This is a genomic window from Pseudomonas sp. B392_1p (assembly GCF_052245235.1).
Taxonomy (GTDB): domain Bacteria; phylum Pseudomonadota; class Gammaproteobacteria; order Pseudomonadales; family Pseudomonadaceae; genus Serpens; species Serpens gallinarum.
In genome coordinates this window covers 51,846-72,359 of record NZ_JBQPXM010000013.1, presented here as the reverse complement: position 1 = coordinate 72,359, position 20,514 = coordinate 51,846, and the positions used below count along the sequence as shown (strand labels likewise).

Genomic DNA, 20,514 nt, shown 5'->3' with positions numbered 1-20,514 from the left:
AGACCATGGACATGTCCAATGCAGGCAGCGTGGATATTCTCTGGACCGGCGGCTGGGATTCCTCCTTCAGAGTCCTCAGCCTTGCCCTGACTGAAAAAGCGACCGTACAGCCTCACTACATCATCGACCTGGGGCGTCTCTCCAGCCTGCGAGAATTGCAGGCGATCAACGATATCCGCCAGTGCCTGGCGAGGTTCGACAGCCAGGCTAGCCAACGTATCAAGCCCACAATCCTCACCTCTATCAACGATATTCCGCCCGATCAGGCCATTACCCAGTCCTACCGGCGCTTGAAATCACGGGCACACCTGGGCAGTCAATATGACTGGCTGGCCCGCTATGCCAAATTCAGGAACCTCACGACGCTGGAACTTAGCGTCCACATCGACGACAAGGCGTATTTTTTCCTGCAGGGTCAGGTCACACCCGCAGCGTCCGGCCACTGGGCGCTGAAGCGGTCAGGCGATAGCCAGGAGGACGACCTGCACATCTTTGCCAACTACCGGTTTCCCGTGCTCATGCTGACCAAGGAACAGATGCGGCAGCGGGCCATGGAGCAAGGCTTTATCGCGCTCCTGGAAAAAAGCTGGTTCTGTTTCACGCCCCGTGCGGGCCAACCGTGCGGCCTGTGCAATCCCTGCCGTTATTCCATTGAGGAAGGCATGAGCTATCGGCTGCCCCGCGCCTCACGGCTGCGCTACCGTTTTCGCTACCCCATTCAGTTTTTAGCGTCTACGTACGGCCTGTCCAAGATGCTGGCCAAACGCGCACTCTCTTGATGTGGCCAAGAGGTGATCACGCCTGTTCATCTCTCGTGCGAAGTGGTCCACACTTCGCACGCATCCCGATCAGAAGAGGCGTCGATCATGCGCAAGGCCGATATTCAGCACCGCAAGGCTATTCAGCTTGAGCGCTTGCAGCGGTTCCTCGCCTGGACCATAGCGAGATACCCCGAATTCGCGCCGAACAAGCGCCACCAAGACGACTGGTTCATTGCCTATCAAGGCCATCGCATCGCGGAGATCGGTCGGGCGGCGCGGGCATTCTGGCTGGGGCTTACCGAAAGTGCTGTGGATGACGTGCTGGCCCAGCCCGAGCCGACTGGCCTGATCGGCCGCATTCTCGCCCGTGACGTGCATGACTATGCCTGCCCGGTGGATGTGTTCGGCATCGAAAGAACCTTCAGCTGCGGCGTACAGACGTTTCTAAGCAGCGCGTGGGCCTCGCGCTTGGCGGACAGCACCTCCAGCGACGCGTTTGAAACAACTGTGCAGCACGCGGTGCATGCCTGGGTTCGCGAGCGGCTGCAAGTACTCAAGCGGCCGTTCGCCACGTTGAGCGATGAGCAAAAGGAACAAACTCTAGCCACGCTGCGCCCCACGCTGGCGGGCGTCGATGCGTTTGCGGCGACGGCTATCGACATCCTGAACGAAGTCATGCACGAGCTGCGCTATGTGGTGGAGCTGCGCCAAGGTAGCTTGGCGCTCGATGTGCAGCGCCGCGTGCCGGCCGGCCAGGGCCATGTGCTCAGCGATCAGGAAGTGCTCGATTGGAAGGCGCAGGATCGCCAGGCGCTGGAAGAAAAATTCGCCCTGCTGGTGGACCAGGCCGGTGACTTCGACCTGCAACTGCTGGGGCAGAAGCGCCTGAACGAAATCTTCTTCATGGAGCCGCAAAAGCTCATCCGCTCGGTGCGTTATGCGCGCCAGGCTCATGCGGAAAAGATGGCGTTTGCCGTGCTGCTGGAAAACCCGCGCTTCGCCCATTACCACAAGCTTTACCCGGCGCGGCGGCTGACTCGCACCTGGACCGCGCTGCTCGGCCCGACCAACAGCGGCAAGACTCACCGCGCCATTGAGACGATGACCGGCGTCACCCACGGTATTTACCTGTCGCCGCTGCGCCTGATGGCGCTGGAAAATCAGGAACGCATCGAAGCCATGGGCGTGCCCTGCTCGCTGGTCACCGGCGAGGAAGAGATCATTCGTGAGGGCGCCACGCACTTTTGCTGCACGGTCGAGGAGTTCGCCCGCTTCCGCGATCAGCATTGGGACGTGGTGGTGATCGACGAAGTGCAGATGATGGCCGACGATCAACGCGGCTGGGCCTGGGTGGATGCGCTGGTCAGCGCCTACACGCCGGAGCTGATCATGACCGGTCCGGCACTGATCGAGCCGTCGCTGAAAACTCTGTGCGAATTGTGCGAAGACCGTCTGGTGATCAAGCGCACCAAACGTCTGTCGCCGGTGGATGTGGCGCGCCACTCCACCACGCTGAAAAAGCTCGACGAAGGCTCGCTGCTGGTGGCCTTCAGTCGCAAGACGGTGCTGGAACTCAAGGGCCTGTTGGAGATGACCGGCAAGAGCGTGTCGGTGGTCTATGGCGCGCTGTCGCCGGAAGTGCGCCGCGAGCAGGCTCGGCGCTTTCGCGAAGGCGAGGCGGACCTGATGGTGGCCACCGATGCGGTGGGCATGGGCCTGAACCTGCCGGCGCACACGCTGTGTTTCTACACCGATGAAAAATTCGACGGCATCCAGAACCGCCAGCTCAAGGTGCAAGAGGTCAAGCAGATCGGTGGGCGCGCCGGGCGCTTCGGTCATCACGATAACGGCTACATCACCGCGCTGGACCCACAGACCCTGCAATCGATCAAGCGTCTGTTCAACAGCCCGGACGTGCCGATCGACTTGGCGCAGTTTCAGGTGCGCCCGTCCATCGAGCACCTCACCGCGATTGCCGAATTGATGAACGACCCCAGCCTGCTGCGCGCCTGGCTGACCTTCAATCGCAACATCAACTTCGGCGAGGAATTCATTTCCATTCTGCCGGACGAGTTGGCCGACTGGATCGCGCTGATCGACGACCCGGACATCGAACTCTGGCTGCGCTGGATCTTTGCCTGCACGCCGATTCGCGGCGGGCTGGACAGCCCCGCCAGTACCTTTGCCCAGCAGTGGCTGCAGAAAGTGGCGCGTGGCACCGTCATCGAACCACCCCGGTTGCTGATCAACGCCGAACTGGCGACCCTGGAAAGCTCACTGCACGTCATCGAAACCTACCTGCACCTGGCACGCACCCTGCCGGATTATTTCCCCGGCGTGGAGCGTGGCGAGGAACACCGCCGCCTGCTCAACGACGCCATTACCCGCGAACTGTCGCGGCGGCGCACCCCAAAACGTACCGACCAACGCCGCATCAAGGGCGACACGAAAAGCTGCCAGCAATGCGGCAAACCGATGCCCTTGCTGGAAAGCCAATTTCGCCTGTGCCAGGCGTGTTATCGGGCGCAGCAGCAACGAAGCGGCCGGGGAAGACAATAACTATTCCGCCGCCACGCTCCCACGTTTTATAGAGGTGGATGTCGCTTTTCCACCCTGGCTCCGCTCGATGGATCGCCACCCGGTGGATCGCCACCCGGTGGATCGCCACCCGGTGGATCGTCCCCCGATAGATCGATGAAGCGCGATTCACCCTACGCTCGATTGTCAAAGACTGAGAGGGCCATGGCCACTCTAACTGAGCATGTCGATCATCATCGCGTTGGTGTAGACCAGGCTGCCATCGCTGGCCCGGTGCCCAACCAGATGAAACTGGCCTCGTTGATCATCCGGACGCAAATAGACCCGCAAGTGGCAATCGGCCAACGGTCCGCAATCGGGTGGTGGGATCAGCTCCAGCGTCGACAAGTCAGGCGTGATCAGCACCTCCGCCCCTCCACTTTTCACCAACTGCTCTTCAGCCTCTTCCAGTTGCCGGTGATGGTTCCCGTCGATGTAGAAATGAAAAACACCCAGCGGGCTGGAGGCTTGCTGGGGGCTGGTTTTGCACCAGCCTTCGATGTCCAGAGTACTCATGGCGAACCTTCCTCATGGTCGGGGCACACGCCCCCGTCTCCGGCTTGGACATGTCAATGCGCACTGTTGATCCGTGAACGACACCCGTGCCGATCAGTCCCAATAGGGAACCCAACGGGAGTCCTTACCATGCTCAAGTTCCTCGGCAGTACGATTGGCATCATCTTTCTGATTGGCCTGATCGTGGTCATCGGTTTCTTCATGCTGGTGTTCTAACGCCGCCTCGCTCGCTTAGCAGCGAGGCGGACGCTACGGCGCCGTAGCGAATACCTGCGTCCAATAGATCGCGGCACTCCCCTGCTCGCCCATGGCATAGGCAGCGCCCATTTCTGTGAACTGAGAATTCATGATGTTGGCGCAATGCCCTGGGCTGGAGAGCCAGCCGGCCAGGGTCTTCTCCACTTCGACCTGCCCGCTGGCGATGTTTTCACCAACCGCTTGCCAGCGATAACCCGCACGGCTGACTCGCGCACCGAGGTCGCTGCCATCACTGCCTGCGTGGCTCAAGGTGTTGTGCATGACCATGTCGCGGCTGTGATCGAAAGCGGCCTGGGCCAGCCGGTCGCTCCAAGCCAAGGGCGCCGCGGCCGGGTACAGCTTTTCGCCACAATTCCTGGGTGCCGCACGCACGGCATTGACCCGTTCGAGCAGGTCCAGCCCGGTGCTTTTCCACTGTTCGGCCGGGACTGAATCCGTGCTTGCCGCCTGCACGGCCGGCAATCCGATACTGACCAGCAGAACCATCATCCGAGGGCGTAAGGCGGTGATCAGCATGCTAATACCTCCGTGACTGTGCCCATTGGACTCGCCCCGCGCCTTGCGGTTGCCAATCCGACCTACGGTGCTGAATGCAGGCCTCTGTTCCGCTGTCCCAATCGAAGCTCACAACAACGAATGAGGAAATCTCCATGGGCCTGTTCGATCGGATCAAAGAAAAACTCGGTTTCGGCCATGACGACAAGACGGTGCCCACATCCCCCCAACCGTCGACGAGCACGGTGGCGGACGCGAATCGTCCTGACGCTGCATCCAATGCCACGACAGTTCCGGGCGCCGGCTCAGCTCTGGGCGGCGTGGGCGATTCCAGCACCATGAGTACCGTCGACGTCACCGCCAAACTCGACGGCATGGCTGCCAGCCATTCGGAGCAACTCAACTGGCGTACCTCGATTGTCGACCTGCTGAAATTGCTGGGTCTGGACAGCAGCCTGGAGCATCGCAAGGAGCTGGCCACCGAGCTGGGTTGCCCGCCGCAATTGATGAGCGACTCCGCCCAGATGAATACCTGGCTGCACAAGACCGTGATGCAGAAGCTGGCCCAGCATGGCGGTACGATCCCCCCTGAGCTGCTTACCTGAGCGCAACGCTTCACTCTGGCATTACGCCAGCCACTCGGCGGCCGGTTACCCGGCCGCCAAGATGCGGTACGACGCGACGGTGCGCCGCATCAATAGCAACCGCCGCGTCGTTTCAAGGGTGGGTCCAGCCTGCAACTTCGATGCGCGGCCCGATGCACATCCGCAGTGTTTACGGTAGGCTCCGCCCCTTCATTGATAGGAGTACCCCCCATGGCCCGAGCCACTGCCCGTCACATCCTTGTTGCCAGCGAAGCCAAGTGCAACGAATTGAAAGCCGCCATCGAAGGCGGTGCCGATTTTGCCAAAGTCGCTAAAGAAAACTCCACCTGCCCATCCAGCCGTGACGGCGGCAACCTTGGCTCGTTCGGCCCGGGCCAGATGGTTAAGGAATTCGATACCGTAGTATTCAGCGCTCCGCTGAATGTCGTGCAAGGCCCGGTGAAAACCCAATTCGGTTATCACCTGCTGGAAGTCACCAGCCGCCAGGACTGATGCACCGCGCCCCCAGCCCACGGGGGCGTCTCCTGCTGTTCCTGGACTAGCCTGAAACAACAGGTATTCGGGAGAAACAGCATGTTTCACGTCAAGCGAATAGCCGATAACCGCCTCGATGTGCAGCTCTCCGGCAAGCTCGACAGCGACGAACTGCACGTGCTGGTCGATCACCTGATGAATGCCTCCACCGGCTTCACCCATGGCCGCATGCGCTATTGCATCCACGATTTCGACAGGCCTTCGCTCGGCGCCCTGGCCATGGAACTGTCGCAAGTCGCTCAGCTGTTCATCCTCATCCGCCGCTTTGAGCGCTGCGCCGTGATCGCCGACAAACGCTGGCTGCGCATCGCCAGCAAGATCGAAGGCGCCTTGATTCCCGGATTAAAAATCAAAGCGTTCGCGCCAGACGAAGCGCAGGCAGCCGAAGCCTGGCTGGAGCAACCGTAATTTCGGCGGCCGCGCCCGGCCTTTGTCTGAATGCATCCAGTCACAGCCCGTTATGGCCAAACGGTGGGCTGCCCGATTCGCGCTTGGGTTTGTTGCGGATTGTTCATGCTTTAAAGGCCACGGCGTAGAATTCGCCCCCTGTGTTGCAGTCGATCTGCGACTCACCTTCCTCCTCCCGCATATGAGAGAAACCATGGGCGCCCAGTGGAAAGCCAAACCTAAAGAAGCCGCCGCCAATGCCAAGGGCAAGATCTTTGGCAAGTTGGTCAAGGAAATCATGATCGCCGCGCGTAACGGCGCCGACCCAGACACCAACGCCAAGCTGCGCCTGGCCGTGCACCAGGCCAAGAAAGCCTCGATGCCCAAGGACACCCTGGATCGCGCCATCAAGAAAGGCGCCGGATTGAGCGGCGAAACCGTCCACTACGAACGCACCCTGTATGAAGGCTTTGCCCCCCATCAGGTGCCGCTGATCGTCGAGTGTCTGACCGATAACCTGAACCGTACCGTGGCGGAAATTCGCGTGTTGTTTCGCAAGGGCCAACTGGGCGGCGCCGGCTCGGTGAGCTGGGATTTCGATCACGTCGGCCTGATCGAAGCGACTCCCGAGGGTGACGCCGATGCAGAACTGGCGGCCATCGAATCGGGCGCTCAGGATTTCGAAGCAGCGGACGAAGGCGACACGCTGTTCATCACCGACCCGACCGATCTGGATGCGGTGTCGCGCGCGTTGCCCGAGTTCGGCTTTACCGTGCACTCGGCCAAGCTGGGCTACCGACCGAAGAACCCGGTCAATAACCTGAGCGCCGAAGCCCTGGCTGAAGTCGAGGCCTTCCTGGAAGCCATCGACGACCACGATGATGTTCAGAACGTTTATGTCGGATTGGCTGGCTGAAGCGGCCCGCGACGGCAAGACCAAACCATTGAGCTCCCGCGTTTGCGGGAGCTATGGCACGTGGTTTTGCAGAGTTAATAAATTCCCACGCGAGGCTGCGTGGGAATTGTTCGAGCTCAGGCCTTGTCGACGCCCTTTTTCACGGCGTCCTTGAGATCGCCCTTGAGTTGCTGACCCTCGCCCTTCACTTCCTGGGCCTTACCTTCACCTTTCATCCGCTCATTATCGGTCGCTTCGCCGACGCCTTGCTTGATCTTGCCGGCGGCTTCGTTGGCGGTACCTTTGATTTTATCGCCTGTGCTTCCCATGACAGCTCCCTTTTCAGGTGTCGAATGACACTTCAGTAGACGGCTGGAGGAGATGAGAGTTGCGCTGACTCGACGAAACGAATGGTGGATTACAACGAAAAACGGCAGGCGCTCACGGGGCGCCTGCCGTTAAAAGGAGAGAATTACAGACGGGCTTGTTCGTCAGCCAGGAAGTCTTCTTCGAGCAACGCATCCTGACTCATCGTCTCAGGCTGACCGCCTTGCAACGGCTGGGTGACGGCACGCTTGCTACGCAGCTTGCCAAACTGATGACTCAAGGCATTGCCCAGTTTCTCGATGGCACCGTCCAGGGCTTGCTCCAAGGCTTCGGCCCGGTGGGTGACGGAAATCGGTTGCAGCCCCTTGGGGCGCGCCTCGATCTGGCAACGCTTATCCTGGGCACCGGATTTGTCACCATTCTCGTCGTTAAGGTGGACAACAATGCGGGTCAGTTCGTCGTCAAAGCGCTCCAGCTTGCTGGCGACCGTGGCACTGACCCAATCTGCGAGACGGGCACTGCCTTCGATGTGGTTATCGCTGTGAACCTGGATTTGCATAAGGTCATCCTTCTTCGTCTTGATCCGCCGCTCTGATGATCGAACGGCATGAAAGCTATGACATTGTTCAGGACTTTAAGCAAGACCGATGCTACCAATGGCCGCATGCCGCGCGTTGATTCGAGATACAGATTATGACCAGTGCACAAAAGACGGCAGGTATACTGCCAGGCCTTCTTCTCCCTCGGCGCACCACGGAACGCTTATGACCACCCACGCGATGCAAGCATCTGCTGATGCACCCCATGCCGAATCCACTGACCGCGAGTCGGGCCTGAGCAAACCGGAATCCGCCTCCGCCAAGCCCGGCATTCCCGCCTTCAGTTTCCCCTTTTCGCCCAGCGCCTACGCGGCCGACAAGAAAAACGATCAGCCCTGGCATCAAAAGGGCAACAAATCCAATCACGATCAACGGCCTGGCCTGCCACCCAAAGGCAGCAGCAAGTCGATGGGTAAACGCTGATTTCAGAACGCAAAAAGGCGCGGCCTTGGGGCCGCGCCTTTTGACTCGCATGACTCAGAAGTTGTAACCGATACCCAGGCTGTAGAGAAAGAGCCCATCGTCAAAACGGTCATCCGCCTCGCTTCCACTCTCGAAGAGGAACTGATACTCGGCCATGGCGGTGATGAAGGTCTTGTCCGCGACCCAGTGCTTGATGCCGATTTCCGGCCCCGCCATGAAACTTTCCTCCACCTGTTCGCCATACACGCCACCCAGGCTCACGCCTATGAATGGCCGGGTATTGCCGGTGCCGAAGTGGTAGTCGTAAAACACCCGGGTTGAGCCGTCGAACTTGGTGTCATCGCCCTCGTCATCGCGAATGTTGATGGACTGGCGTATTCCCCAGAGGGATTGCTCACTCAGATACTGCCCCCAGCTACCCTGAACGGCCATGACGGTGCTGTCGAAGTCCTTATCGCTACTACCGGCGCCACTCAGGGTGATTTCCTGATCCCCGGTGACGGGGGTAGCAAGAGCAACTACCGGAAAGATCGCAGCGGCCAGCGTCGAAATACTCAGCAATCGTTTCATATCTATGCCTCTTGTTCTGTCGTGGGTGAAGAGCGAAACGGAGCTAGTGAGCTCTCTGTAACGACCCGGAGATCACCTGACAGTTCATTTTCCGGCATGGATAAAAGGCTGTAGAAAGCGGCCTTGCGGGCGAACCAGCGCCTAATAGGCGCATGGCGGGCTCGGTTTTTGGGAGAGTGGTGCCCTATCCCCAAAGCCTTGAAAGCTTTGGCCCGAGGGCGGGCTCCCACAGTGAATTCGCGTGAGCACGGCCTAGTGTGGGAGTCGCGACCCCGCGACGAAGACAGCGGTTTGCCTAGACTCCCATGGCTGTACCCAGCCAGCGCTTCGGCTCAGCCTCAGTCGCCCAGTCGCCAGCCCGACGTGATCGGATACCGGCGGTCACGCCCGAAACCTCGCTGAGTAATGCGCGGCCCAACTGCAGCCTGGCGGCGCTTGTACTCGTTGAGATCGACCAGACGCAGCACGCGCCGGACGGTGTCCTCGTCGAAGCCTTCGGCGATGATCGCATTGGCCGACAGGTCATATTCGATATACAGCTTGAGGATTTCGTCGAGTTCCGGGTAGGGCGGCAGCGAGTCTTCGTCTTTCTGGTCCGGCGCCAATTCGGCGGACGGCGGACGGTCGATGACCCGCTGCGGGATCACCTCACCCGCCAGGCTGTTGCGGTATTCGCACAGGCGGAACACCAGGGTCTTGGGCACATCCTTGAGCACATCAAAACCGCCAGCCATGTCGCCGTACAGCGTGCAGTAGCCCACCGCCACTTCGCTCTTGTTGCCGGTGGTCAGCACCAGCGAGCCGCGCTTGTTGGAGATGGCCATCAGCAGCGTGCCGCGACAGCGCGCCTGCAGGTTTTCCTCGGTGGTATCGCGGCCCAGGCCGGCGAACACGGGCGACAGGGTGTCCATGAACGCCTCGACCATCGGCGCGATGGGCAATACACGATAAGTGACGCCCATAGTCTGCGCCTGCGCCTCGGCATCCTCCAGGCTGATCTGCGCGGTGTAGTGATACGGCATCATCACCGCCTCGACGCGCTCGGCCCCCAGGGCATCGACCGCCACCGCCAGGGTCAGGGCCGAGTCGATACCGCCGGAGAGACCGAGTACCACGCCCTTGAAGCCGTTTTTGTGCACATAGTCGCGCACGCCGGTGACCAGCGCCTGGTACACACTGGCTTCCAACTCCGGCAAAGGCGCGGGATGACTGTCACGGGGCTCGATGCTGTGCGCGTTGCAGAGCAGATCGACGGGGAACACGCCTTCTTCGAACATCCGCGCGCGCTGGCACACGCGGCCGTCGGCATCGACCACGCAGCTGCCACCATCGAACACCAGCTCATCCTGGCCGCCCACCTGATTGACGTAGACAATCGGCATGCCACCTTCTTGAGCACGCTGAGCCAGCATGGCCTCACGCTCGCGTTGCTTGTCTAGGTGGAAGGGCGAGGCGTTCAGGCTGAGCATCAGCCGCGCGCCAGCCGCCTTGGCCTGGGCCATCGGCTCGGGGAACCAGATGTCTTCGCAGATGGTGACCGCCACCGGCACGCTCTTGATCTCAACCACACACGGCTGGTCGCCGGCGTCGAAATAGCGTTTCTCGTCGAATACTCGGTAATTGGGCAATTGCTGCTTGTAATAGCTGACCAGCAGCTCGCCGTCCGCGATCACCGCCGCTGCGTTGTAGCGCTTGTCGTCTTCCAACCAGGGGTAGCCGACCACCATGTAGATGCCGCGCACTTCGTCCCGCAGGCGGCGCAAGCCTTGCTCGATGCGCAGCTGCATGCTCGAGCGCAGCAGCAGGTCTTCGGGCGGATAGCCGCACAGCGCCAGCTCGGGAAACAGGATGACATCCGCCTGCCATTGATCGCGGGCGCTCTTGGCCGCTTCAATCAGGCGCTCGACGTTGCCATGCACATCGCCGACACGCAGATTCAACTGGGCCATTACGACCCGCAGGGTTTGGCTCATGGCCGTCTCCATCAATAATCGCTGCGCCGTTCGGCACGTTGTCTGCCATTGTCCCTAACAGTTGGTTGAAAAACTATGCCTGCGTTTTTACACAACACGCCAGGCTATCTGCGGAAACAATGCACAGCGCGGCCTTCAGCCGCTGGGATCGCGTCTCCAGCTTGGATACACTGCTGCCTTTCGCGTTCAAAGAGAAGATTATGGGCCTGTTTCGCGTGCTGTTCTGGATTGCCCTTATCGCTGCGGCCTTCTGGCTGTGGCGACGTTTCACCCGCTCACGGTCAACGACCAGCACTTCCCGCCCCCAGGCGGAACCGATGGTGCGCTGCGCTCACTGCCACGTGCACCTGCCCCAGCATCTGGCCCTGCAGCAAGATGACCAATGGTTTTGCAGCCAGGCTCATCTCGAACAGGCTCGTCACGATCAGTGAGCCACAACAGCCTGACCCTGCACGGTGAGCCCGGACGGCGCGTCTTGCGCCTGTACCACCTCTACCGTCTGATCGTCGGCTTGCTATTGGTTTTCCTGATCTCCAGCAATCTGGACGACCGCCTGCTGGAACTGACCCATGCGCAACTGTTCCGGCAAGGCAGCTGGGTCTACCTGATCGCCAACCTGCTCATCGCGGTACGGCTCCGGCGCCCGCGCTACCTGCAGTTCTTCAGCCTGGCCTTGTTCGATGTGCTGCTGCTCGCCGCGTTGTTCTATGCGGCAGGCGGTATTTCCAGCGGCCTGGGCAGCCTGCTGATTGTCGCGGTGGCGATTGCCAATATTCTGCTGCGTGGCAACAGCGGCCTGCTGATCGCCGCCTGCGCTGCGCTCAGCTTCATTCTGTTGACGTTCCATATCAGCCTCAGCCGCCCGGCGGCCGCCAACCAGTTTATCCAGGCCGGCGCCCTCGGCGCGCTGTGTTTCGCCGTAGCGATGGTGGTGCAAACCCTGACGCGTCACCTGCGCGTCAGTGAGGACCTCGCCCGGCAACGCGCCAACGATATCGCCAACCTGGAAGTGCTCAACAACCTGATCCTGCAGCGCATGCACACGGGCATTTTGGTGGTCGATGCCCGCCAAAACGTCGTTCAGGTCAATCAGAGCGCATTGCGCATGCTTGGTGTCAGCACCTTGATCGGCGAGCCTCTGACGGTGAATTACCCAGAGCTGCTTGAGCGCTTGCAACAATGGTCATGCAATCCCTCACTGCGCCCTTCCAACCTGCATGTCGGGCAGGATGAGCGCATCCTGCAACCCAGCTTCAGCACGCTGCAACGCGGGGATCAGCAGGACACGCTGATCTTCCTGGAAGACGTCTCCGAAATCGCCCAGCGCGCCCATGAAATGAAACTGGTGTCCCTGGGTCGTCTGACTGCCGGCATTGCCCACGAAATCCGCAACCCGCTCGGTGCCATCAGCCATGCTGCCCAACTGCTGCATGAGTCCGAAGAACTGGACGCGCCGGACCGGCGCCTGGCGCAGATCATCCAGGATCAGTCGCGGCGCATGAATCTGGTGATCGAAAACGTGCTGCAGCTGTCCCGCAACCGCAAATCTTCCCCGCAGTTGCTGGACCTCAAGTACTGGATGCACCGCTTCGCCAGCGAGTTTCGCAGCACGGCCAAGGGCAACCAGCAACTGCACCTGGAAACCGCCAGCGGCACCATCCAGACGCGCATCGACCCGCACCAGTTGACCCAGGTGTTGAGCAACCTGGTGCAGAACGGCATGCGCTACAGCGCGCAGCACAACCCGCGCGGACAAGTGTGGCTCAAACTGTACCGGGACCCGGACAGCGACCTGCCAGTACTCGACATCCTCGACGACGGGCCAGGTGTGGATGCCGAACAACAATTGAATATTTTTGAACCGTTCTACACCACCGATAGCAAAGGCACCGGTCTGGGCCTGTATATTTCGCGCGAACTTTGCGAAGGCAACCAGGCACGCCTCGCGTACCGGCCCCGTCCGGAAGGCGGCAGCTGTTTTCGCATCATCTTCGCCCACCCACGCAAAATGAGCTGGGGCGAGGAGTCCGTCACCTCTAACAACAAGAAAGAGTCTGTCCCATGAGTCGCCAAATAGCCTTGATCGTGGATGACGAGCCCGACATTCGTGAATTGTTGGAAATCACCCTTGGGCGCATGAAGCTCGACACCCGCTGCGCGCGCAATCTCAAGGAAGCCCGCGAATGGCTGGCCCGCGAGCCGTTCGACCTGTGCCTGACCGACATGCGCCTGCCCGACGGCACCGGCATGGAGCTGGTGCAGCACATCCAGCAACGGCACCCTCAGGTCCCGGTGGCGATGATCACCGCCTATGGCAGCCTGGACACCGCCATCAACGCGCTCAAGGCCGGCGCCTTTGACTTTCTCACCAAACCGGTAGACCTCACCCGCCTGCGTGAACTGGTCGGCACCGCTTTGCGCCTGCGTACAGTAGAGAGCGACCAGCCGGTGGACAGCCGACTGCTCGGTGAATCGCCGCCCATGCGCGCGCTGCGCAAACAGATCAGCAAACTGGCGCGCAGCCAGGCCCCGGTCTACATCAGCGGCGAGTCGGGCAGCGGCAAGGAGCTGGTTGCCCGACAGATTCACGAGCTCGGCCCACGCGCGGAGCGGCCCTTCGTGCCGGTCAACTGCGGCGCCATCCCCAGCGAGTTGATGGAAAGCGAGTTCTTCGGCCATAAAAAAGGCAGTTTCACCGGCGCCATCGAAGACAAACAGGGCCTGTTCCAGGCGGCCAACGGCGGCACCCTGTTCCTCGACGAAGTTGCCGACCTGCCGCTGCCGATGCAGGTGAAACTGCTGCGCGCCATTCAGGAAAAGGCGGTGCGCCCGGTGGGCGGTCAGCAAGAAGTGGTGGTCGATGTGCGCATCCTCAGTGCCACGCACAAGGATCTGGCTGCCGAAGTGACCGCCGAGCGCTTCCGCCAAGACCTTTACTACCGCCTCAATGTCATCGAACAGCGCGTGCCACCGCTGCGTGAACGCCGCGAAGACATCGCCGTGCTGGCCGAGGCCATGCTGCTGCGCCTGGCCGAAGGCAGCGGCCAGCCACCCGCCCGCCTGCACCCCGAGGCCCTGGAAAAGCTCAAGAGCTACCGTTTCCCAGGCAACGTGCGCGAACTGGAGAACATGCTCGAGCGCGCCTACACCTTGTGCGAACGGGATGAAATCCGCGCCAGCGACCTGCGCCTGACCGACGCCATCAACAGTGGCGGCGACAGTGGCCCCACCAGCCTGGCGCACATCGACAACCTGGAAGATCACCTGGAAGCGATAGAGCGCGACCTGATCCTTCAGGCGCTCGAAGAAACCCGCTGGAACCGCACCGCCGCTGCCCAGCGTTTGGGGCTGACGTTCCGCTCGATGCGCTATCGATTGAAAAAACTCGGCCTGGAGTGAACCTGCGCGCTGCGTCTTCGGCCCAATAGCGAAACGGCTGTCCATCGCCGCCCGCCGCTCAAGCAGAACCTGGCCTGCCACTGAGCACAGTGGAGACCGAAACATGAGTGGTTTCGAAGACGAGTTTCTCGAGCACTATCTGCAGCTGGGCCTCGGCTCGATGCCCAAGGCCGATATCGACGCGCTGGTCATGCACCTGCTGGATCGCTACGGCCTGCACGGCTCCGGCCCGCTGGCCAATTATGGCAACCAGGCGGTCAGCGAACGCCTGAAAACGCCGGTTAACAAAATCAAGAAGCTGCGCTATGAAGCGGCCCTGAAATTCGGCGGTCGCATCGAGGATCAAGCCATGGGACGGCTATTGGCAGCGCTGAGCAAGGCGACGCTGGAAACCGATGGCGACAAGATCGGCCTGATCATCGAAGACACCCTGGCCAAGAACTGGCTACAGGGCCAACTCAAAACCTATCAGCACATCTTCGATTACTCGTTCAATACCGAAATCGTCAAAGTCTCGGCCGATGGCCTGTTTCAGGTGCTGGATGCCGTGTTTGACCCCGAGGCCTTGCAGTCCTTTCGTGAGGGCTACGAGCGCTCCCGCCAGGAAGGCAATGCTGATAAGCGCAAGGCGCTGTTCAAAGGCGTGGCGAAAAAATTTGCCGAGGGTGCGGCCAGCAAGGCGGGGGCTGGCGTCGTCGCGGTGCTGCGGGCGCACTTGGGTGTTTGAGTCGCTCTAGCGGACTGTTTGCCTACCGCAAGCTGGCTCGCACTCAACTCTTAGAGGCACCCGTATATTTAATCTCAACGGCCACACAGCTCCGGCGTCCGACCGATGGCTCGTTCCACGCTGTGCTTGCACTCCAGCAACGCCTGTCTGAATACTTCAGCCCGCGGCGCGGCCCGTGAAGTCGGAGCCACCACTGCCACTGAGAAAAAGCCCAGGTAGGTATCCAGCGCCACGGCATACGAACTGACGCCCTCCAGCACATCGTCCGTGCCGAAGGCTACGCCGCTGCGGCGAATCTCCTTGAGCTGCTGGCGCGTCTCATGCGACAGCGGCACGGGCAGGACTGCGTCTATTACTGCAGCCTCTTCAGCCGCCAACAGCACCTTGCCTGCCGGTACGCACAGCACGCTGGCATGCACGCCGATGGGGAACACCACGCGCAACTCCCGCTCCGCCACGATGCGGTCGATGACATGCACCTTGTCACCCACCCGCCGACACAAACACACCGACTCCTGCAGCTGGCCGGCCAGCTCCGCCAGACGCGACTTGGTTAGCGAGATGATGTCGCACTGCGTCTGGTTGATCAGATGCCCCAGCGCCGGCCCCAGACGAAAACCACCCGAGGGGCCCGATGACTCCACCATGAACTCATCCACCAGCGCATTGATGATGCGCTGCACCGTGGAACGCGGCAGCTCAACCAACTGGGCGATGGCGGCCAGGCTCAAACCCTGGGGATTGTTGCCCAACGCCCGCATGATCGCCGCCGCCCGGGCAATCACCTGGATGCCGGCCTGCTTACCTACCTCAATGGCTTCATCGGGTTGACTCATTGCACTTCTCTTTGGCTGGACGGTGTGTACAGGAAGAGCCGCTACTGTAGTGGGCTGTCGCGGCACAGGCCAGCGCTGCCCAGCCGCTTGGCCACACGTCTAGCCCAAAAAACCGATGTAACCCCTCGGTAAAGGCGTTGGATTTCGACTCACTCACGCCGCTAGAATCCCACATAGCGATACAGTGAATCGCAAGTCGATACAGAAGTGATGCCTCAGTCCACCCGCTCCCGAGCGGAGGTGAGGCACATCACAAACAAGGAGCCCTTCGATGTCCCGCAAATTCGTGCCCACTCTGTTTGCTCTTGGCTGTGTAATGGCTGGCACAACCCAAGCCGCCGAACTGTCTGGCGCCATCGGCGTGACCGGCCAAGGGGAAATGACCTACCGCGCAGGCCTGTCGCGCGCGTGGGAGCAACGCTGGTGGCAGACCGAAAGCGGGCACCTCGGCGGTCACTGGGACGCTGGCTACACCTATTGGCAGAGCGGCGACGAAGCCGCCGGCGCCCATTCGTTGTCCCTCAGTCCAGTGCTCGTTTACACCTTCAACGCCGACGGCGCCCAGCCATTCATAGAATTGGGCATTGGCGCCGCGCTGTTTTCCGGCACCGAAGTGGGCGGACGCAACATGAGCTCGGCCTTGCACTTTGAAGACCGCCTGGGCGCCGGCCTGCAACTGCGCAACGGGGGTCGGCTGGGCATCCGCGCCATCCACTACTCAAACGCCGGCCTGAAAAGCCCGAACGAGGGCATCGAAAGCTATTCGCTGGTTGTGAGTTGGCCGCTTTGATGGGTGTAAGATTTGCCGGTTACGGCAAAAGATAGACGTAAAAAAACCGGCCTGAGGGCCGGTTTTTCGTCCAGGCCTGAAAAGGGAAGGCCCGAAGCGAATCATGGTGCCGGAAACAGGAATCGAACCTGCGACCTTCGCGTTACGAGTGCGCTGCTCTACCTACTGAGCTATTCCGGCGGCGGCGCGTAAACTAGCATTCCATGCTGAGGGAATCAACGGGCAAACGATGCTCTGGAGGCAGCAGATATACGAGCCTTAACCGGATGCCAATTAGTAAGCGTATCGGTTGTCAGTAGCCGCTACTAGCGAGGATGAAAGCTTCCCCTAGCTAGGAGGTTATTTCCAAGGATTAAGCTCAGCAATGGCCACTACATCGCTGTTATTCTCGCCAAGTAACACCACCATTGGCTTGACCCGCGCCATCAGTGGCACCCAGGCGGATGCGCTTGGCCAATTCTGCAGAGCATCGCGCACCACGGTAGCCTCGTTAAAGTCACTGAGCTTTTCCAGCGGTTGCGCACGCTGCCTTATGATCTCAGCCATTTCCATCAACGGACGATAGAGATTTGGCCGCTGCGCTATATCGCTACCGCCCAATGCGGCCTCGAAAAGAATATTGCTGCGCTGCTCGCGGTTTTCAGGCCTTATCGCCCCAACCCATTGCGGTCCGGTCCACGACACCTCGCGATATTGGCTCAGAGCTTCGTCCATTTGGCGAGTGTCGATATCCAATACCGTCACTACATCGAAACGATCGACGTTGTAAACAATCCAGGCCGGGCGCCCTTCGGCCACGATCCATAGGCCATAGCCCAGCGCGGCAAATTGCAGGCAGGCAATGGCACTCAGATCCATGGCGAGGTTTTTCTTACCAACCTTGAATACCAGAAGGGTTAACAGCGGGCCTAAAATCACATCGACCAGTAGCAGCACTAGGAAAATATGGGTGACACCCTGCGCTTCATGCAGTGGGGCGGGATACCAGAGGTTAAATACCAGTACTACGGCTAACAGCGCGATGATGGCCGATGCGGCCAAGTGCATCAGGAAAGCCATAATCCGCGTAGGCATTGGGAAACTCCAGCTATAAGATTAAACAGAAAACCCCGCTGTGAGGCGGGGTTCGAGAGCTATCGGGGTGCCTTTTGATTGACTGCCCTCACGGTAAAAGCATTAACGACATTCGCTTGGTGCGAACTGAGCAGGAAGAGCAACAGTCGCGGCGGTAATGACCGGCAGGCTGCGAGCAGTGCCGGATACAGCGTTAGTAGATGAGGCGCACCCCCAGTCAATTGAGCCCGTTACCGGAGGAGTAGCGGTGAAACTGGTAGCCAAAGCAGTTGGAGTAGTCCCACCCATAACATAGGGAGTATAAACCAGCGCTGAGCTAGCAGGAATATTACCTACGTTAGCATTATTGAAAGTTACAGTGATCTCACCAGTGGTATTATTAAGCAAAACGGAGTTTACATACTTGCTGATTGCACCTGCGCCCCCGGCTTGAGCGTTCCACGTGGTTGCGGCGGCGGCAAGCTCCGCCGCAGTGCCTGAGCTATCGCCGATCAGTTGCTTGGCACTAGCAGCCAAACCAACGCCTTCGGTTACGCGTGCACGGATGGTGTAATCCTGATAAGCCGGCAACGCCACCGCCGCTAGAATACCGATGATCGCCACTACGATCATCAATTCAATTAGGGTAAAACCCTTTTGCACCTGAGTTTTCATTCGTCTTCTCCCAAGAGATATTGAAGGTCCGCTGACCTGCCCAGGGAGTTGCAGTGGCTGTGCCAATTTACCGATATCTAAACGCCATCATCTGTACATAAAAAAGATCGCAAAACGCATGCAAAGCCTAGTGCGCCTAGGCTTACAACGACTTAAAGCTTACTTATTCCTCTTTAATTATTGTTATTAAAATGTGATGCTCGACGCACAACCAATCAAACCACTTCACAATTACTAACCCTACCCAATACACCAAAAAAATCCGCCCGGATTTTTTGGCAAAGACCTAGATCACCCTCTTCCCCCAAATCCACCACAAGTGCCAATTTACGTCACTGTGTGCGCCAGTTTTGAGAAGTGCTTTCGCCGCCGGGTTATAAGGCTGCGCATTACACCGGAGCGCGCCTCATGAATACCCACGTAAATCTTTCCGGCCTGGCCAGGCAAATGGTGCTGGCTGGCCTGTTCGATGAGAAAACTGCTCAGCAGGCCCAGCTGCAGGCGCAGCGCAACAGCCTGTCGTTGATCACCTATGTGGTGCAGAACAAGCTAGCCAAGGGCCGCGCGGTGGCGGAGTTGGCGGCCGAGCAGTTCGGTGTGGCCTTTGTAGATCTTTCTGCTATTGACAAGGAGCAGCAACCCAAGGAGCTGATCAGCGAGAAGCTCGCTCGCCAGCACCGCGTGTTGCCGTTGTGGCGGCGCGGCAACAAGCTTTTCGTCGCCCTCTCCGACCCGTCCAGCCATCAGTCGATCAGCGATATCCAGTTCAGCACCGGGCTGAATGCCGAAGGCATCTTGGTCGAAGACGACAAGCTCGGCGCGGCCATCGACAAGTTCTACGAGTCGGCGACCGGCTCCATGACTGACCTGGATGATGTCGACCTCGATGGCCTGGATATCGAAAACGGCAACTCCGACAAGGTCAGCAACGATGAAGGCGAAGCCTCCGACGACGCTCCCGTGGTGCGTTTCGTCAACAAGATGCTGCTGGACGCCATCAAAGGCGGCTCCTCAGACCTGCACTTCGAACCCTACGAACGAGCCTTCAGGGTGCGGCTGCGCACCGATGGCGTGCTGCATGAAGTGGCACGCCCGCCGATTCAGCTGGCCAGCCGTATCTCGGCACGTTTGAAAGTGATGGCCGGGCTGGATATTTCCGAGCGGCGCAAGCCGCAAGATGGCCGGATCAAGATGAAGATCTCCAAGACCAAGGCCATCGACTTTCGCGTCAACACCCTGCCCACGCTGTGGGGCGAGAAGATCGTGATGCGGATTCTGGACCCGTCCAGCGCGCAGATGGGCATCGACGCGCTGGGTTACGAGGAAGCGCAAAAGGAGCTGTACCTTAGCGCCCTCTCGCAGCCGCAGGGCATGATTCTGGTCACCGGCCCCACCGGCTCAGGCAAGACGGTGTCGCTGTATACCGGCCTGAACATTCTCAACACCGTGGACATCAACATTTCCACAGCTGAAGACCCGGTGGAAATCAACCTGGAAGGCATTAACCAGGTCAACGTCAATCCGCGCCAGGGCATGGACTTCTCCCAGGCGCTGCGCGCCTTCCTGCGCCAGGACCCGGACGTGATCATGGTTGGGGAAATCCGCGACCTGGAAACCGCCGAGATTGCCATCAAGGCCGCACAGACCGGCCACATGGTGATGTCCACCCTGCACACCAACAGCGCCGCCGAAACACTGACGCGACTGCGCAACATGGGCGTGGCGGCCTTCAACATCGCCACCTCGGTGAACCTGATCATCGCTCAGCGCCTGGCTCGCAAGCTGTGTCCGAGCTGCAAGAAGGAAGTACCGGTGCCGCGCGAGACGCTGCTCAGCGAGGGCTTCCCGGAAGCACAAATCGGCAAATTCAAACTGTATGGGCCTGTTGGTTGTGAGAATTGCAAAGCAGGCTACAAAGGCCGCGTCGGTATTTATGAAGTGGTTAAAAATACCCCTGCACTGCAGCGGATTATCATGGAGGACGGCAATTCCATCGATATCGCCGCACAGATGCGCAAGGACGGGTTCAACGACCTGCGCACCTCGGGCCTGCTCAAGGCCATGCAGGGCGTAACCAGCCTCGAAGAAGTCAACCGGGTGACCAAGGATTAACC

The 20,514-nt window shown here is 59.9% G+C and carries 23 protein-coding genes and 1 tRNA gene; 14 read left to right on the top strand and 10 right to left on the bottom strand.

All coding sequences use genetic code 11. The features are described 5' to 3' along the window. Positions 1 to 11: 11 nt before the first annotated feature. On the top strand, positions 12 to 779 hold the full coding sequence (locus ACTV8E_RS17240; RefSeq protein WP_443200287.1) for a hypothetical protein: 768 nt from the start codon (positions 12 to 14) through the stop codon (positions 777 to 779). An 87-nt stretch (positions 780 to 866) separates the two neighbouring features. Continuing rightward, a complete protein-coding gene (locus tag ACTV8E_RS17235; RefSeq protein WP_443200286.1) occupies positions 867 to 3,320 on the top strand; it encodes a helicase-related protein in 2,454 nt (817 codons plus the stop codon). Between the two features lie 192 nt (positions 3,321 to 3,512). On the opposite strand, the gene ACTV8E_RS17230 is transcribed toward ACTV8E_RS17235, so the two are convergent. After that, positions 3,513 to 3,854, bottom strand: coding sequence for a hypothetical protein (locus ACTV8E_RS17230; protein WP_251836579.1), 342 nt, complete (start codon positions 3,852 to 3,854; stop codon positions 3,513 to 3,515). Between ACTV8E_RS17230 and ACTV8E_RS17225 the strand changes: the two genes are divergently transcribed. After that, positions 3,759 to 4,070 carry a hypothetical protein gene (locus ACTV8E_RS17225; protein ID WP_443200285.1) on the top strand — a complete coding sequence of 104 codons (312 nt, stop codon included), beginning with the start codon at positions 3,759 to 3,761 and terminating at the stop codon, positions 4,068 to 4,070. The two genes, ACTV8E_RS17230 and ACTV8E_RS17225, sit on opposite strands and share 96 nt — an antisense overlap. Positions 4,071 to 4,103: 33 nt before the next feature. Here ACTV8E_RS17225 and ACTV8E_RS17220 read toward each other — a convergent pair whose 3' ends face one another. Further along, positions 4,104 to 4,628 (bottom strand): CAP domain-containing protein, encoded by a 525-nt coding sequence (locus tag ACTV8E_RS17220; protein WP_443200284.1) that lies wholly within the window; start codon positions 4,626 to 4,628, stop codon positions 4,104 to 4,106. Between the two features lie 134 nt (positions 4,629 to 4,762). Here ACTV8E_RS17220 and ACTV8E_RS17215 point away from each other — a divergent pair, with 134 nt between their 5' ends. The 4 genes from ACTV8E_RS17215 to ACTV8E_RS17200 all read left to right on the top strand — a co-directional run bounded on the left by ACTV8E_RS17215 (position 4,763) and on the right by ACTV8E_RS17200 (position 7,049). Further along, complete coding sequence (locus tag ACTV8E_RS17215) at positions 4,763 to 5,212, top strand: DUF3597 domain-containing protein (RefSeq protein WP_443200283.1); 450 nt, start codon at positions 4,763 to 4,765, stop codon at positions 5,210 to 5,212. A 210-nt stretch (positions 5,213 to 5,422) separates the two neighbouring features. Beyond that, a complete protein-coding gene (locus ACTV8E_RS17210; RefSeq protein ID WP_251836576.1) occupies positions 5,423 to 5,704 on the top strand; it encodes a peptidylprolyl isomerase in 282 nt (93 codons plus the stop codon). A gap of 81 nt (positions 5,705 to 5,785) precedes the next feature. Further along, positions 5,786 to 6,154 (top strand): SpoIIAA family protein, encoded by a 369-nt coding sequence (locus ACTV8E_RS17205; protein WP_251836575.1) that lies wholly within the window; start codon positions 5,786 to 5,788, stop codon positions 6,152 to 6,154. A gap of 193 nt (positions 6,155 to 6,347) precedes the next feature. Further along, the gene (locus ACTV8E_RS17200) at positions 6,348 to 7,049 is read left to right on the top strand and encodes a YebC/PmpR family DNA-binding transcriptional regulator (RefSeq protein ID WP_443200282.1); all 702 of its coding nucleotides are present in this window, start codon (positions 6,348 to 6,350) and stop codon (positions 7,047 to 7,049) included. Between the two features lie 116 nt (positions 7,050 to 7,165). Here ACTV8E_RS17200 and ACTV8E_RS17195 read toward each other — a convergent pair whose 3' ends face one another. Then, positions 7,166 to 7,357, bottom strand: coding sequence for a CsbD family protein (locus ACTV8E_RS17195; RefSeq protein WP_251836573.1), 192 nt, complete (start codon positions 7,355 to 7,357; stop codon positions 7,166 to 7,168). Positions 7,358 to 7,500: 143 nt separating this feature from the next. Continuing rightward, entirely contained in the window at positions 7,501 to 7,914 is a 414-nt protein-coding gene (locus ACTV8E_RS17190) for an HPF/RaiA family ribosome-associated protein (RefSeq protein WP_251836572.1), read from the bottom strand. 205 nt (positions 7,915 to 8,119) lie between these two features. Here ACTV8E_RS17190 and ACTV8E_RS17185 point away from each other — a divergent pair, with 205 nt between their 5' ends. Further along, positions 8,120 to 8,377, top strand: a complete 258-nt coding sequence (locus ACTV8E_RS17185; protein WP_273535942.1) for a hypothetical protein — start codon at positions 8,120 to 8,122, stop codon at positions 8,375 to 8,377. Between the two features lie 54 nt (positions 8,378 to 8,431). Here the strand turns inward: ACTV8E_RS17185 and ACTV8E_RS17180 are convergent, their stop codons facing one another. Both ACTV8E_RS17180 and ACTV8E_RS17175 read right to left on the bottom strand, forming a co-directional pair. Continuing rightward, on the bottom strand, positions 8,432 to 8,947 hold the full coding sequence (locus ACTV8E_RS17180; protein ID WP_251836570.1) for a hypothetical protein: 516 nt from the start codon (positions 8,945 to 8,947) through the stop codon (positions 8,432 to 8,434). A gap of 338 nt (positions 8,948 to 9,285) precedes the next feature. Beyond that, positions 9,286 to 10,920 (bottom strand): NAD+ synthase, encoded by a 1,635-nt coding sequence (locus ACTV8E_RS17175; protein ID WP_443200281.1) that lies wholly within the window; start codon positions 10,918 to 10,920, stop codon positions 9,286 to 9,288. A gap of 200 nt (positions 10,921 to 11,120) precedes the next feature. On the opposite strand from ACTV8E_RS17175, the gene ACTV8E_RS17170 reads away from it, so the two are divergent. The 4 genes from ACTV8E_RS17170 to ACTV8E_RS17155 all read left to right on the top strand — a co-directional run bounded on the left by ACTV8E_RS17170 (position 11,121) and on the right by ACTV8E_RS17155 (position 15,046). Beyond that, a complete protein-coding gene (locus ACTV8E_RS17170; protein WP_251836649.1) occupies positions 11,121 to 11,351 on the top strand; it encodes a PP0621 family protein in 231 nt (76 codons plus the stop codon). Continuing rightward, a complete protein-coding gene (locus ACTV8E_RS17165) occupies positions 11,348 to 12,985 on the top strand; it encodes a sensor histidine kinase (RefSeq protein ID WP_443200280.1) in 1,638 nt (545 codons plus the stop codon). The genes ACTV8E_RS17170 and ACTV8E_RS17165 overlap by 4 nt, the downstream gene beginning before the upstream one ends. Further along, positions 12,982 to 14,319 (top strand): sigma-54-dependent transcriptional regulator, encoded by a 1,338-nt coding sequence (locus ACTV8E_RS17160; RefSeq protein WP_443200279.1) that lies wholly within the window; start codon positions 12,982 to 12,984, stop codon positions 14,317 to 14,319. The genes ACTV8E_RS17165 and ACTV8E_RS17160 overlap by 4 nt, the downstream gene beginning before the upstream one ends. A gap of 103 nt (positions 14,320 to 14,422) precedes the next feature. Next, positions 14,423 to 15,046, top strand: a complete 624-nt coding sequence (locus tag ACTV8E_RS17155; protein WP_273535947.1) for a hypothetical protein — start codon at positions 14,423 to 14,425, stop codon at positions 15,044 to 15,046. Positions 15,047 to 15,120: 74 nt separating this feature from the next. Here ACTV8E_RS17155 and ACTV8E_RS17150 read toward each other — a convergent pair whose 3' ends face one another. Next, the gene (locus ACTV8E_RS17150; protein ID WP_273535948.1) at positions 15,121 to 15,882 is read right to left on the bottom strand and encodes an IclR family transcriptional regulator; all 762 of its coding nucleotides are present in this window, start codon (positions 15,880 to 15,882) and stop codon (positions 15,121 to 15,123) included. 271 nt (positions 15,883 to 16,153) lie between these two features. Between ACTV8E_RS17150 and ACTV8E_RS17145 the strand changes: the two genes are divergently transcribed. Continuing rightward, positions 16,154 to 16,672, top strand: a complete 519-nt coding sequence (locus ACTV8E_RS17145; protein WP_273535949.1) for an acyloxyacyl hydrolase — start codon at positions 16,154 to 16,156, stop codon at positions 16,670 to 16,672. A gap of 104 nt (positions 16,673 to 16,776) precedes the next feature. Here the strand turns inward: ACTV8E_RS17145 and ACTV8E_RS17140 are convergent. From ACTV8E_RS17140 to ACTV8E_RS17130, 3 genes are all read right to left on the bottom strand, one after another. Beyond that, positions 16,777 to 16,852 (bottom strand) — tRNA-Thr (locus ACTV8E_RS17140). Between the two features lie 159 nt (positions 16,853 to 17,011). Next, on the bottom strand, positions 17,012 to 17,746 hold the full coding sequence (gene tfpZ / locus ACTV8E_RS17135) for a TfpX/TfpZ family type IV pilin accessory protein (RefSeq protein WP_273535950.1): 735 nt from the start codon (positions 17,744 to 17,746) through the stop codon (positions 17,012 to 17,014). A 102-nt stretch (positions 17,747 to 17,848) separates the two neighbouring features. Continuing rightward, positions 17,849 to 18,400 carry a pilin gene (locus ACTV8E_RS17130; protein ID WP_273535951.1) on the bottom strand — a complete coding sequence of 184 codons (552 nt, stop codon included), beginning with the start codon at positions 18,398 to 18,400 and terminating at the stop codon, positions 17,849 to 17,851. 408 nt (positions 18,401 to 18,808) lie between these two features. Between ACTV8E_RS17130 and pilB the strand changes: the two genes are divergently transcribed. Further along, positions 18,809 to 20,512 carry a type IV-A pilus assembly ATPase PilB gene (gene pilB, locus ACTV8E_RS17125; RefSeq protein ID WP_443200278.1) on the top strand — a complete coding sequence of 568 codons (1,704 nt, stop codon included), beginning with the start codon at positions 18,809 to 18,811 and terminating at the stop codon, positions 20,510 to 20,512. The last annotated feature ends 2 nt before the right edge of the window (positions 20,513 to 20,514 follow it).